General features: G+C 63.2%; 12 protein-coding genes. 8 read left to right on the top strand and 4 right to left on the bottom strand.

The window, feature by feature from the left end; genetic code table 11:
* Positions 1-957 carry a phosphonate ABC transporter, permease protein PhnE gene (gene phnE, locus FJ970_RS08445; protein ID WP_140756398.1) on the top strand — a complete coding sequence of 319 codons (957 nt, stop codon included), beginning with the start codon at positions 1-3 and terminating at the stop codon, positions 955-957.
* Between the two features lie 3 nt (positions 958-960).
* Positions 961-2,328: a phosphonate ABC transporter, permease protein PhnE gene (gene phnE, locus FJ970_RS08440; RefSeq protein ID WP_140756400.1), complete on the top strand. Its 1,368-nt coding sequence runs from the start codon at positions 961-963 to the stop codon at positions 2,326-2,328.
* A gap of 227 nt (positions 2,329-2,555) precedes the next feature.
* Here phnE (FJ970_RS08440) and FJ970_RS08435 read toward each other — a convergent pair whose 3' ends face one another.
* From FJ970_RS08435 to FJ970_RS08425, 3 genes are read right to left on the bottom strand one after another with little or no spacing between them, the layout of a single operon-like run.
* Entirely contained in the window at positions 2,556-3,407 is an 852-nt protein-coding gene (locus FJ970_RS08435) for a sugar phosphate isomerase/epimerase family protein (RefSeq protein WP_140756418.1), read from the bottom strand.
* A gap of 34 nt (positions 3,408-3,441) precedes the next feature.
* Positions 3,442-4,629: a Gfo/Idh/MocA family protein gene (locus FJ970_RS08430; RefSeq protein WP_140756420.1), complete on the bottom strand. Its 1,188-nt coding sequence runs from the start codon at positions 4,627-4,629 to the stop codon at positions 3,442-3,444.
* Positions 4,630-4,682: 53 nt separating this feature from the next.
* Positions 4,683-5,738, bottom strand: a complete 1,056-nt coding sequence (locus tag FJ970_RS08425; RefSeq protein WP_140756422.1) for a sugar phosphate isomerase/epimerase family protein — start codon at positions 5,736-5,738, stop codon at positions 4,683-4,685.
* Positions 5,739-6,138: 400 nt separating this feature from the next.
* On the opposite strand from FJ970_RS08425, the gene FJ970_RS08420 reads away from it, so the two are divergent.
* The 5 genes from FJ970_RS08420 to FJ970_RS08400 all read left to right on the top strand — a co-directional run bounded on the left by FJ970_RS08420 (position 6,139) and on the right by FJ970_RS08400 (position 10,401).
* Entirely contained in the window at positions 6,139-7,026 is an 888-nt protein-coding gene (locus tag FJ970_RS08420; RefSeq protein ID WP_140756423.1) for a sugar phosphate isomerase/epimerase family protein, read from the top strand.
* Between the two features lie 59 nt (positions 7,027-7,085).
* Positions 7,086-8,255, top strand: coding sequence for a mandelate racemase/muconate lactonizing enzyme family protein (locus tag FJ970_RS08415; protein ID WP_140756425.1), 1,170 nt, complete (start codon positions 7,086-7,088; stop codon positions 8,253-8,255).
* A gap of 2 nt (positions 8,256-8,257) precedes the next feature.
* The gene (locus FJ970_RS08410; RefSeq protein ID WP_140756427.1) at positions 8,258-8,977 is read left to right on the top strand and encodes a FadR/GntR family transcriptional regulator; all 720 of its coding nucleotides are present in this window, start codon (positions 8,258-8,260) and stop codon (positions 8,975-8,977) included.
* Positions 8,978-8,991: 14 nt separating this feature from the next.
* The gene (locus FJ970_RS08405; RefSeq protein WP_140756498.1) at positions 8,992-9,972 is read left to right on the top strand and encodes a hydroxyacid dehydrogenase; all 981 of its coding nucleotides are present in this window, start codon (positions 8,992-8,994) and stop codon (positions 9,970-9,972) included.
* A 144-nt stretch (positions 9,973-10,116) separates the two neighbouring features.
* Entirely contained in the window at positions 10,117-10,401 is a 285-nt protein-coding gene (locus FJ970_RS08400; RefSeq protein ID WP_227792053.1) for a hypothetical protein, read from the top strand.
* A 23-nt stretch (positions 10,402-10,424) separates the two neighbouring features.
* On the opposite strand, the gene FJ970_RS08395 is transcribed toward FJ970_RS08400, so the two are convergent.
* Positions 10,425-11,720, bottom strand: a complete 1,296-nt coding sequence (locus FJ970_RS08395) for an amidase (protein WP_140756430.1) — start codon at positions 11,718-11,720, stop codon at positions 10,425-10,427.
* Between the two features lie 115 nt (positions 11,721-11,835).
* Between FJ970_RS08395 and FJ970_RS08390 the strand changes: the two genes are divergently transcribed.
* The gene (locus FJ970_RS08390; RefSeq protein ID WP_140756432.1) at positions 11,836-12,183 is read left to right on the top strand and encodes a GFA family protein; all 348 of its coding nucleotides are present in this window, start codon (positions 11,836-11,838) and stop codon (positions 12,181-12,183) included.
* Positions 12,184-12,192: the final 9 nt, after the last annotated feature.

Genomic DNA, 12,192 nt, shown 5'->3' with positions numbered 1-12,192 from the left:
ATGACCCTTTCCGTGACAACCCCCTCCGGCGCCACCCACCAGACGGCCGATGCATGGCGACGCCAGACGTCGCTGCGCCGGTTCTATACCGTGCTCGGCGTCGGACTGCTGCTTGCCGCGATGCTCTCCAGCATGTGGTTCGCCGACGAAGCCAATGCCGGGCATTTCTTCGACCGGCTGCCGCACATACTGGATTTCCTGAGTTGGCTGGTCCCGAGGGACTGGAACGACGTCTGGCGGGCGCTGTTCGACATCGCCTCGCCGCATGATACCGGCACCCAGGAATTCAACTTCCCGCTTGGCCGTGTCTATGTGTGGGGCGGTTTCTACGTCCCCGAATATTTCGAGCTGATGCTGACCACGGTGAACGTGGCGCTGGTCTCGACCTTCATCGGCTTCATCCTCGCGGTACCTTTTTCCTTCATCGCGGCGCGCAACCTGACGCCCCATCCGGCTCTGCGGCTGGTGGTCAAGCGTTTCATGGAATTGCTGCGCGCCTTTCCCGAGATCGTCATCGCCGGCCTCTTCGCGGCCATCGTCTCGACAGGTCCGATCGCTGCCATCATCGCCATCGGCCTGCATTCGATCGGCGCGCTCGGCAAGCTGTTCTACGAGATCAACGAGAACATCGACATGCGTGCCGAGGAAGGCCTGACGGCGGTCGGCGCCAACTGGTTCGAGCGGGTGCGCTTCGCCGACCTGCCGCAGGTGTTGCCCAATTTCGTGTCCTATACGCTTCTGCGGGTGGAGATCAACGTGCGGGCCTCGACCATCATTGGCGCCGTCGGCGGCGGCGGCATCGGCGAAGAACTCAAGCTCTCCATCTCCCGCGGCTTCGGCGCCAAGACGCTGGCGCTGGTGCTGCTGCTGTTCACCACCATCTTCATCATCGACCAGTTTTCCGCCTGGCTTCGCCGCAAGCTGGTCGGCGAACAAGCCTTTATGATGGGGGTGTAAATCATGACGACCATGACCGCCGAGGAGATTCTGTCGATCGAGGCACGCCATCCGCAGGTGTTCCAGCGCCCGGCGTACAAGCGCTTCGGTCCGCTGCTCCTGTTCGTTGGCACTCTCCTCTACCTGGTCTATGCCTTGTGGTTCTTCAGCCTGCCGCAGGTGTTGCGGGAATCGCACTGGGAGCGCCTCCCGCTCTTCCTGACGCAGTGGATCAGCTACGATCTGCAGCCGGAATTCCGTCTCGACCAGCCGGAGATCACGCCCAAATATCCGCGTTTCTCGGCGTTGGGCGACAATCCAAATCCGGATTGGGTGATCAGGAATGCCGACGGTTCCTTCACCGTGCAGATCGACGGCCAGGCCAAATCCATCACCTTCGACAAGACCTATGCGACGATTGTCGCTCATGGACAGACAGTGCCGGTGGCCCTGACAAGCGGCAAGCCTGTAATCTCGGGCCTGGTGCCCGACTGGATGACGGTTCATGACGATGAGATCGTCGCCAAGATGGGCTTCGTCGGCGAGGTGCGCGTCACCGTCGACCGGGTCAAGGTGCGCAAGCGCTTCCTCGGCTGGGCGAACTTCGTCTTCGACACACGCTCGCCCTTCTTCGGCAAATCAGCGGGGGAAGTGATCTCGCTGGTCATGTCGGGACCAGAACTGAAGCCCGGCACGTCGAACCTCGCGCTGGCCGGCGACAACATCTGGAACAACGCCCAATGGCAGCACGGCGACGTCTGGACGAAGCTCTTGCAGACCATCGTCATGGCGTTCCTCGGCACGCTGCTCGGCGGCATCGTCGCCTTCCCGCTGGCCTTCTTCGCGGCGCGCAACATCACGCCGAGCGGCGTGCTCAGCCAGGTGCTCAAGCGCTTCTTCGATTTCATGCGCTCGGTCGACATGCTGATCTGGGCGCTGTTCTTCACCCGCGCCTTCGGCCCCGGACCGCTGGCCGGCTGTGCCGCGATCTTCTTCACCGAGATCGGCACCCTCGGCAAAGTCTATTCGGAAGGTCTGGAGAACATCGATGACAAGCCACGTGAGGGAGTGCTTTCGACCGGCGCCAACGGCCTCCTCGTGCAGCGCTACGGCGTGATGCCCGAAGTGATCCCGATTTTCATCAGCCAGACGCTCTACCAGTGGGAATCCAACACCCGCGGCGCCACCATCATCGGCGCCGTCGGCGCCGGCGGCATCGGCCTGAAACTGTGGGAAGCCATGCGCACCAACTCCAACTGGGCCAATGTCTTCTACATGGTGCTGCTGATCCTGCTCGTCGTCTTCATCTTCGACAACATATCCAACTTCCTGCGCCGCAGGCTGAGCCGGACGATCCACGACTACAACAGGCTGCAGGCCAAGCAGGGATAGCTTTGTAATATAGAAACGGACGAGAGGCCGGCGGGACAGCGCCCCCCTCCGCCCTACCGGGCATCTCCCCCACGAGGGGGGAGATCGGATGTCATCCGTGCTTTCGCCAATCACCAGCGTTGCAAGAAAGCGACGGCCGCGAAGCTGCCAATCTCCCCCTCGTGGGGGAGATGTCCGGCAGGACAGAGGGGGGCGCGAAGGATCGCCGCCGCAACGTGATCGGCTTCCTACGCGGCCTTCTTCCACCCGTTCTTGATATGCCTATACCCCTCCCGGTACACCGCTTCCGGCGTCTCGGAAAAATCGCGCCACACCTTGGTCGCCGCGGCCAAATCCTTGAGCGAGCGCCCGAACGCCTCGATGGTCAGCCAGTCGTCGTAGCCGCTCTCGCGGATCGCCGCGAAGGTTTCTTTCCACGGAATGTTGCCGCGTCCCGGCACGCCGCGATCGTTCTCCGATATGTGGATATGAACGACATTCCTGCGGTGCTTCGTATAGGCGCCGATCGGGTCGGCTTCCTCGATATTGGCATGAAACGTGTCGTACATCGCCTTGATGTGCGGCCGGTCGATTGCGTCGACATGCTCCGACAGGTCGGCCATGGTGTTGAGGAGATAGCATTCGAAGCGGTTCAGCGCCTCGAGCCCGATGGTGATGTTCCGCTTGCCGGCATGGTCGCCGATGGCGCGCTGCGAGGCGATCGAGCGCTTTTTCTCGGCGGCGGTCGGCCCGGACCCGGAAAAGGCGCCAAGCGTCGAATGCAGCGGTCCGCTCAGCGTGCTGGCGCCAAGCGCATCGGCGCAATCGATGGCCCATTTCATGTAATCGACGCCAGCCTTGCGCGTTGCCGCATCGGCCGCAATCAGGTTCATCGCCGGATCGCCCATCGCTGAAACAGCGGTCCGCTCCAGCCCGATACGGTCGAGCAACTCGCCCAGTTTCCTGTAGTCGTCCGGCGTGCCGGCGAAGATCGGGATCTCGACACCGTCGAAGCCGGTTGCCTTGATGTCGCGAAGCAACGGCTCGTGCTTCTTCGATACCGCCGTCGTCCACAAGAACATGCACATGCCGATTTTCATCGACCCCTCCCCATTCCCGCTGGCTAGGCGCCCCTTATAGCTTGGTCCACGCCCCATTCTTCTTCGAAGACTTCACACAGGCTTCGATGAAAGCCATGCCTTCGACGCCGTCCTGGATGGTCGGGAAGACGACATCCTTTGCCGGCTTGCCGCCCTTCTTGCGTGCCGCGCGGATGGCGCGTGCTGCTTCTTGATAGATGTTGGCGAAACCTTCGAGATAGCCCTCGGGATGGCCTGAGGGAACGCGGCTGACACGGCCTGCCACCGGCAGCGCACCGGCGCCGTTGCGGGTGATCAATTGTTTCGGCTGGCCGAACGGCGTGTACCAGAGATAGTTGGGATCGGCCTGCACCCATTCCAGCCCGCCCTTCGAACCGTAGATGCGCAGCTTCAGGCCGTTCTCATGACCGGGCGCCACCTGGCTTGCCCAGATCATGCCCTTGGCCGGATGCGTTTTTCCCGTCGGCTTGAAACGCAGCATGACATTGACGTTGTCGTCGAGCAGCCTGCCCGGCACGAAGGCATCGAGATCGGCCGACAGGGAGTCGAGTTCGAGCCCGCAGACGAAGCGGGCGAGGTTGTAAGCATGGGTGCCGATATCCCCGAGCGCACCGCCGGCACCCGCCTGCTTGGGGTCGCCCCGCCATGAAGCCTGCTTCTGGCCGGTGGCGGCGAGGTCCTCGGTCAGCCAGTCCTGCGGATACTCCGACTGCACGATGCGGATGTCGCCGAGGACGCCCTTGGCCACCATCTCGCGGGCCTGCCGCACCATCGGGTAGGCGGTGTAATTGTGGGTGAGTACGAACACCTTGCCGGTCTTCTCGACTATCGCCGCGAGCTTCTTGGCTTCGGCCAGCGTGGTCGCCAGCGGCTTGTCGCAGATGACGTGGATGCCTGCCTCCAGGAAAGCCTTGGCCGCCGGCACATGCACGTTGTTGGGGGTGACGATGGCCACCGCCTCGATGCCATCCGGGCGCTTCGCCTCGGCCTTGGCCATTTCGGCGTAGGACGCATAGCTGCGTGAGGGATCGAGCCCAAGTTCGGCGGCCGAGGCTTTCGCACGTGCCGGGTCGGACGACAGGGCGCCCGCGACCAGCACGAAATCATTGTCCATGCGTGCCGCGATCCGGTGCACCGCACCGATGAAGGCGCCTTGTCCGCCGCCAACCATGCCGTAGCGGATCGGGCCGCCTCCCGTTTCCGACTTCGATGCGCCAACCATGTTTTTCTCCCTCGTATGAGATGCCCCTCCCCCGAGGGGAAGCGAAAGCGGTGTCAAATTCCCATCATGGCGCGCAGCAGCTTCTTGTCCGTGGTGCCGGCGGCGAAATCGTCGAATGCCTTCTCCGTTACCCGGATGATGTGGTGCTGGATGAAGGGCGCCCCTTCGGCCGCACCGTCCTCCGGATGCTTCAGGCAGCATTCCCATTCCAGCACCGCCCAGGAATCGTAATTGTACTGCGTCAGCTTGGAGAAGATGCCGCCGAAATCCACTTGCCCATCACCGAGCGAACGGAAACGACCAGCGCGGTTCGTCCAGCTCTGGTACCCGGAGTACACGCCCTGCCGTCCGGTTGGATTGAACTCAGCGTCCTTGACGTGGAAGGCCTTGATACGCTCGTGATAGATGTCGATGAATTCGAGATAGTCGAGCTGCTGCAGCAGGAAGTGCGAAGGGTCGTAGTTGATGTTGCAGCGCTTGTGGCCGCCGACCGCGTCGAGGAACATCTCGAAGGTCGCCCCGTCGAACACGTCCTCCGAGGGATGGATTTCGTAGCCGACATCGACACCATTGTCCTCATAGGTGTCGAGGATCGGCTTCCAGCGTTTGCCGAGTTCGCCGAAGGCTTCCTCGATCAGACCGGCGGGCCGCTGCGGGAAGGGATAGAGGTAAGGGAAAGCCAGCGAGCCGGTGAACGACACCGAGGCATTCAGCCCGAGATTGCGCGACGCCTTGGCACCGAACTTCATCTGTTCGACGGCCCATTCCTGCCGCGCCTTTGGGTTGTTGTGTACCGATGGCGGCGCAAACCCATCCATCTGCGCGTCATAGGCCGGATGCACCGCCACCAGTTGCCCCTGCAGATGCGTCGACAATTCGGTGATCTCGACGCCCGCATCGGTGCAGATGCCCTTCACCTCATCGCAATAGGCCTTGGAAGACGCCGCCTTCTCGAGGTCGAACAGGCGCGCGTCCCAGGTCGGGATCTGCACGCCCTTGTAGCCGAGACCGGCGGCCCATTTGGTGATCGACGCCAGCGAATTGAACGGTGCTGCATCGCCCGCGAACTGCGCCAGAAACAGTCCAGGGCCCTTCATTGTCGTCGGCATCGGCATCCTCCTCGTTTTGTCACGACCAAGCATAGCGCCTGAGGGGAGCAGGGCCAGTCACTTTGGTCTTTTCGCGTCGGACACTCTGCCGACACTGCCATTCTGGTATGACCAAATAAGGCAATTTGGTCAAGTCTCGGAATGCGCCGAAAAGGCTCGCCGAACACGCAAAATAACGGCACATATCGCAATGTAATCAACAAACTAATCCACCATGGAAGTTGCGCCGCCACAGTTGTTGCCGTCTCGAAGAATTTGCTGTAGACCTCTTTTCAGGCCCAATTGGTCGAACCAGTTTGCAAGAAAAGGCTGGGGATGCCTTGGGGAGGAACCCTTGCGTCGTCTTTCGGCGATGCATGTCGCAGGCAAACCATACGGACGAATCTGGGAAGGACAGACCATGCATCTCTCGACGCACAACTGGATGCGCGCGGAACCCCTCGAGACGACGCTCAAGCGCATCAAGAAATTCGGCTATGAGTCGATCGAGATTTCCGGCGAGCCCGCGCAGTACAAGACCAAGGAGACGCGGGCGCTGCTGAAGGAGCATGGCATCCGCTGCTGGGGCGCGGTGACCTTGATGCTGGGTGAACGCAACCTCGCCGCCAGGAACCAGGGCCAGCGCGAGCGCTCCGTGCAATACGTCAAGGATGTGCTGACGATGGTCAGCGAACTCGACGGCGAGATCATCACGCTGGTTCCGGCAACCGTCGGCAAGGTGGTGCCGGACGGCACCGAGGAAGAGGAGTGGAAGTGGGTGGTCGACGCGACCCGGGAATGTTTCACCCACGCCAAGAAGGTCGGCGTCAAGATTGCCGTCGAACCGCTCAACCGCTTCGAAACCTATCTCTTCAACCGCGGCGCCCAGGCGCTGGCGCTGGCTGATGCGGTCAGCCCCGAATGCGGCGTCTGCCTTGACGCGTATCATATCCACATGGAGGAATTTAACGTCCATGACGCCATCCGGCAGGTCGGAAAGCGCCTGTTCGACTTCCATGTCGCCGACAACAACCGCTTTGCCGCCGGCCTCGGCCAGATCGACTGGCCAAGGATCGTCGGGACCCTGAAGGAAGTCGGCTATGACGGCGCGCTGACCAATGAGTTCGTCGCCCCGGTCGATCGCACACCGGCAGCACCCTATCCCGAAATGGTCGAGCGCCACCCGGTCGATATCTCGCCCGAGCAGCTGAAGTTCATCCAGGATCATGGCTCCAGCGTGCTCACCGAAAAATTCTACACCGACCAGATGCGCATCACCGCCGAAACGCTGCTGCCGCTGATCAAGTAGTCGATTGCCTCTGGGAATTTGCCCTTCCGCCCTGGCCGGCGGCAGGGCTGGGGAAGAATATGCGCATCAAGACAGTCCAGGCCTGGTGGGTCCGCGTCCCGATCGAAGCCGCGAAGCAGCACCGCAGCGACTTCGGCCAGGTGACGACCTTCGACGCCGCCATCCTGCGCATCGAAACCGATGACGGGCTGGTCGGCTGGGGCGAAGGCAAGAACGCAGCCGGCAGTGCCGGCAGCTACGGCGCCCTCGTCCACATGCTGAACCACGAGGTCGGGCCGCAGTTGATCGGCCGAGATCCGGCCGACATCGGCGTCATCTGGGAGATGCTCTACAACGGCGTACGCCATGAGACCGCCGCTCATGCCGGCCACGCCATGCCGCAATTGGCGAGGCGCGGCATGAGCGTCGCCGCCATCAGTGCCGTCGACATCGCGCTCTGGGACATCCTGGGCAAGTCGCTGGGACAGCCGGTCTGGCGGTTGCTCGGCGGCCGCAAGGCCGATCGCATGCAGGCCTATGCCTCCGGCGGCTGGGCGTCGGCCGATGCCATCGGCGAGCAATTGAAATCCTACGCCGCCAAGGGCGGCTTCAAGGCGCTGAAGATGCGGGTCGGCGCCATGGATGGAGCGGCACACATCTCCGCCGCCCGCGTGCGCGCCGCGCGCCAGGCGCTCGGCCCCGACGTCGAGTTGATGGTCGATGCCCACGGCACCTATACGGTGGCCGAGGCCAAGCGCTTCATCCATCTGGTCGGCGATCTCGATCTCGCCTGGTTCGAGGAGCCTGTGATCGCCGACGACAAGCCGGGCATGGCAGAGGTGCGAGCCACCGGCGCGGTTCCGATCGCCACCGGCGAAAGCGAGGCGACGCGCTATGCCTTCCGCGATCTCGCCGTGCTCAAGGCCGCCGACATCTTCCAGCCGGACCCGGCCTTCTGCGGCGGCATCAGCGAGGCGATGAAGATCGGCACCATTGCCAGCGCCTTCAACCTGCGTTTTGCACCGCATCTATGGGCCGGCGCGCCATGCTTCTTCGCCGGGCTGCATGTCTGCGCGGCGTCGCCTTCGAGTTTCACGGTCGAATATTCGCTCGGCGCCAACCCGATGATCCACGATCTGGTCGAAGAGACTGTCGAAGCCAAGGACGGTATGATAGCGATCCCGGAAAAGCCCGGATTGGGATTCACCATTTCTGAGCGATTCCTGGAGGCGCACGCGCAACGCAATTGATTATGAAAGAAAAGAACCTTCTAGCGGAACTCGCCGCCTATCTGTTCTCCCACTCGGACAAGGAGAGCGGCCGCACGCCTTCCGAACGCGAATTGGCTGAGCATTTCGGCGTCAGCCGCGGCCAGATCCGCGAAGCGCTCGCCATCCTCGAAGCCATGCGCATCGTCGAGCGCCGCGCCAAATCGGGCATCTACATCGACACCAAACAGGCGAGCGTCGAGGCGCTGGCGCTGTTTGCACGCGCCGGCCTGCCGCTCGATCCCCTGCAGATCTATGAGACGGTCGAGTTGCGCAAGATCCATGAGATCAAGGCCGCCGAGCTTGCCTGTTCGCGCGCCACCGAAGAGAATTTCGAGCGCCTGCGCGAGATCCTCAAGGCCTCCGAGGAACGCATCGCCGCAGGCGAAGGCCTTGCCAAGGAGGACCGCGAATTCCACCTCGAAATCGTGCGCGCCACCAAGAACGGCGTTTTCCACAACATCTGCAGCGTCTACTACCTGATGGGCGAGCAGCGCCTGCCGATCTATTTCAACGATCCCGAACGCAGCGTGCGTTCGCATGCCGAGCATGTGCAGATCTACGAGGCGCTGCTGCGCCGCGACGGCAATCTCGCCCAGGCGCTGATGAGCGCCCATCTGCAAGGCGCGGAAAGCTACTGGAAAGGCCTGATCGAAGGTGGCATGGCGGCTTTGCCCGCGGGCGCGGCGCTCGAAAAGGCCTGACCGTGACCCAGACCATGCCAAAGATCCTGTCGACGCATCCGCTGCACCCGCGCGCCTCGGCCAGGCTGGCGGGCGCTGGTCAGCTCGTCATCGCCTCCGCGCTCGATGCCGCCACCTTGACCAGGGAGGCCAAGGACGCCGATATCGTCATCGTGCGCGCGCCACTGCCGCCGGCATTGTTCGAGGGCGCCTGGAAGCTTAGGGCCGCGATCCGCCATGGCGCCGGGCTCGACATGATCCCGATGGAAGCGGCCGCGGCAGCCGGCGTGCTCGTGGCCAACGTGCCGGCGGTCAATGCCCGCTCGGTCGCCGAGCATGTCATGTTCACCGCGCTTGCACTGCTGCGGCAGTTCCGCAGGGTCGACCGCGACCTGCGCGCCAAGGGTTGGCTTGCCGGACGCGAGCATGCCAACTCCAACATCGAACTCGCCGGCAAGACCATCGGCATCGTTGGTCTCGGCGCCGTCGGGCAAGCCGTCGGCCATATCGCCGCGCACGGCTTCGACCTGAGAGTGGTGGCAACGACGCGCAGCATGCAGCCGGCGCCGGAAAAAGTCGGCTTCCTGTCGATCGACGCGCTGGTCGAGCAGAGCGACATCGTCGTGCTCTGCTGTCCGCTGACCCCGGAGACGCGCGGCCTGATCAGCCGAGAGCGCATCGCCCGCATGAAACCCAACGCATTGCTGATCAACGTGTCGCGCGGGCCGGTCGTCGATGATGACGCGCTGATCGACGCCTTGCGGGAATGCCGCATCGGCGGGGCCGCGCTCGACGTTTTCTCGACGCAGCCGCTGCCACCAAATCATCCCTATTTCGGCTTCGACAATGTCATCATCACCCCGCATATGGCGGGGATCACCGAGGAATCGATGATGCGCATGGGCGTCGGCGCGGCGGGCGAAGCCTTGCTGGTGCTGGCGGGCAAACTGCCGGTCAATCTGCGCAATCCGGAAGTGGTCGATCATTACCGGCGGCGGTTTCCGGCGCAGATATAGCATCGCGGTTTCGCCCCAATTCTCCGCGACGTTTAGGCGATGTCCTGTCTTCGCCTTGCAGTTCTGATTGCCGCAACTTCCTCTGTCAGCATCTTGCCGGCATACGCGGCAGCCGAGAGCAGCTATGTCTATTGCGACAACGGAATGCGCTGCTTCAAGGCACCCTGTCCATCGGGCAGCGCGCGCGATCTTGTCACCGGCACGATCATCAAGGATGTGTCGATCGACACCAGCGGATTGCCGCAGGCCGACAAGGCGATAACCGATCAGTCTGACGTGCTTTATAGCGGAAAGATCGTGGTCAGGGGCTCGATCGAACAGCGCACGCAGACCATCACCGGCAAGAACTACAGCCTGCCCTGGCTGGTCGCGACCCGTATCGTGCGCACCGCCAAGGACGGCGAACGCAAGCACTGTTCATCGCACTGATCCGTCGCTGCGACTCACGCCGATCAACCAGCCAGCAGCCTCTCCACTTCAGCGGCGATCCTCAGCAAACGATTGTCATGGCCTTTGCGCGCCACCAGCATCAACCCCATTGACAGCGATGTTCCCGGCATCGGCAGCGAGATCGCGCAGAGGTCGAATTGGTTGGCGACCTGCGTGTTGCGCAAAAGCAGGCCTTCGATACGATCACGCAGTTCGGCATCCTCAGCCAGGGAAGCGATGGTCGGCGCCGTCACCGGCGTGGTCGGTAAAGCCAGCACATCGATCGACGCCAGCCGCTCATCCATGGCGGCGGCCAGCGCGGCACGGCGGCGGAGCGCCCTGATATAGACCGGCGTCGGCAGCAGCGCCGCCCGCGACAATGGCCCGCTGACATGCGGGTCGACCGACACCGACGCCCCTGCCGCCAGCCAGTCGGCATGCACTTCCGCGCCTTCCATCGCCGCGATGGAACCGCGCTTGGTGGCCACGCGCAAATCCGCGATCATGTCGTCAATCGACAGATCCGCAATGCGTGCGCCAGTCGACCCTATCTTGCCGAGACAATGCTCGAAGGCCGCGGCAATCTCGCCTTCCGTGTCGCCGAAGAGAACGCCGCGCGGAACGCCGATGCGAAGCCCGGCGAGTGGAATGGCCGCCAATTCGTTCCGCACCTCGCCGGCCATCACCGCGTCGGCGGCGGCGCATTGCGAGACGGTTCGGGCAAGCGGCCCGACCGAGTCCAACGTGCCCGAAAGCGGAAAGGCGCCAGAAAGCGGCACACGCCGCGCCGTCGGCTTGAAACCGACGACACCGTTCAAGGATGCTGGAATGCGGATCGAACCCCCGGTGTCCGAGCCGATCGAGATTTCGCTCGTCCCCTCGCCCACAGACACGCCGGCGCCGGACGACGACCCGCCTGGAATGCGGCTGGCATCGACGGCATTGCCGGGCGTGCCGTAGTGCATGTTGTCGCCGATCGCGGTGAAGGCGAATTCGGTCATGTTGGTCTTGCCGATGATAACCGCGCCGGCCTGGCGCAACCGGCCGACGATGGCGGCGTCGCGCTGAGCCGGCGCAGCGGTCCTGCGCATCAGCGAACCGGCCGTGGTCGCTTCGCCGGCGACATCGAACAGATCCTTGATCGAGACAATGGTGCCGTCGAGCGGGCCAAGCGTCACGCCGGCTCGGCTGCGGGCATCGCTGGCGTCAGCCGCGGCCCGTGCGGCTTCGGCATAAAGCTTCGTATAGACCTTCTCGTCGGCCGCACGGTTGGCAAGACGTGACAGGATGATTTCGAGATGGTCGCGGATTGATTGCATGTCGATGTCGGACTCCGCCAGGATAGAACGCCCTTGGGGCAAGCAGCCGCCAGGCCTGCCGAAGGGATAACCCGGCCAGCGTGCCTTTGCACCTGCCAGCGATAGGAAGATACTGATGCTGTACAAGGGCAGTTGCCACTGCGGCAAGGTTGCGTTCGAGGTGGAGGGCGAGCTTGAGGGCGTCGTGCGCTGCAATTGCTCGATCTGCGCCCGCAAGGGTGCGCTGCTATGGGCCGTGCCACATGACAAGCTTACCCTCGTCGCCTGGGGCGATGACCTGGGCCGCTACACATTCGGCGGGGCGAAAATAGCGCACCGCTTCTGCCGATCCTGCGGCATCCATCCCTTTGCCGAAGACACCAGCGAAGGCGGCGAACGAAGCGCCTACGTCAACGTCAATTGCGTCACCGGTCTCGACCCGTCCGCCTTGTCGATCTTCGAGTTCGACGGGCGGGCAGTCTAAGCTTCCCAG

This window comes from Mesorhizobium sp. B2-1-8 (genome assembly GCF_006442545.2).
Taxonomy (GTDB): Bacteria; Pseudomonadota; Alphaproteobacteria; order Rhizobiales; family Rhizobiaceae; genus Mesorhizobium.
This window is presented reverse-complemented; position numbering and strand designations above follow the sequence as displayed.

Excerpts from the sequence above, each read along its gene's own strand:
- phnE (WP_140756400.1), top strand. The coding sequence starts at position 961 with ATGACGACCATGACCGCCGAGGAGATTCTGTCGATCGAGGCACGCCAT.
- phnE (WP_140756398.1), top strand. The coding sequence starts at position 1 with ATGACCCTTTCCGTGACAACCCCCTCCGGCGCCACCCACCAGACGGCC.
- FJ970_RS08395 (WP_140756430.1), bottom strand. The coding sequence starts at position 11,720 with ATGCAATCAATCCGCGACCATCTCGAAATCATCCTGTCACGTCTTGCC.
- FJ970_RS08415 (WP_140756425.1), top strand. The coding sequence starts at position 7,086 with ATGCGCATCAAGACAGTCCAGGCCTGGTGGGTCCGCGTCCCGATCGAA.
- FJ970_RS08405 (WP_140756498.1), top strand. The coding sequence starts at position 8,992 with ATGCCAAAGATCCTGTCGACGCATCCGCTGCACCCGCGCGCCTCGGCC.
- FJ970_RS08435 (WP_140756418.1), bottom strand. The coding sequence starts at position 3,407 with ATGAAAATCGGCATGTGCATGTTCTTGTGGACGACGGCGGTATCGAAG.
- FJ970_RS08425 (WP_140756422.1), bottom strand. The coding sequence starts at position 5,738 with ATGCCGACGACAATGAAGGGCCCTGGACTGTTTCTGGCGCAGTTCGCG.
- FJ970_RS08390 (WP_140756432.1), top strand. The coding sequence starts at position 11,836 with ATGCTGTACAAGGGCAGTTGCCACTGCGGCAAGGTTGCGTTCGAGGTG.
- FJ970_RS08420 (WP_140756423.1), top strand. The coding sequence starts at position 6,139 with ATGCATCTCTCGACGCACAACTGGATGCGCGCGGAACCCCTCGAGACG.
- FJ970_RS08400 (WP_227792053.1), top strand. The coding sequence starts at position 10,117 with ATGCGCTGCTTCAAGGCACCCTGTCCATCGGGCAGCGCGCGCGATCTT.
- FJ970_RS08410 (WP_140756427.1), top strand. The coding sequence starts at position 8,258 with ATGAAAGAAAAGAACCTTCTAGCGGAACTCGCCGCCTATCTGTTCTCC.
- FJ970_RS08430 (WP_140756420.1), bottom strand. The coding sequence starts at position 4,629 with ATGGTTGGCGCATCGAAGTCGGAAACGGGAGGCGGCCCGATCCGCTAC.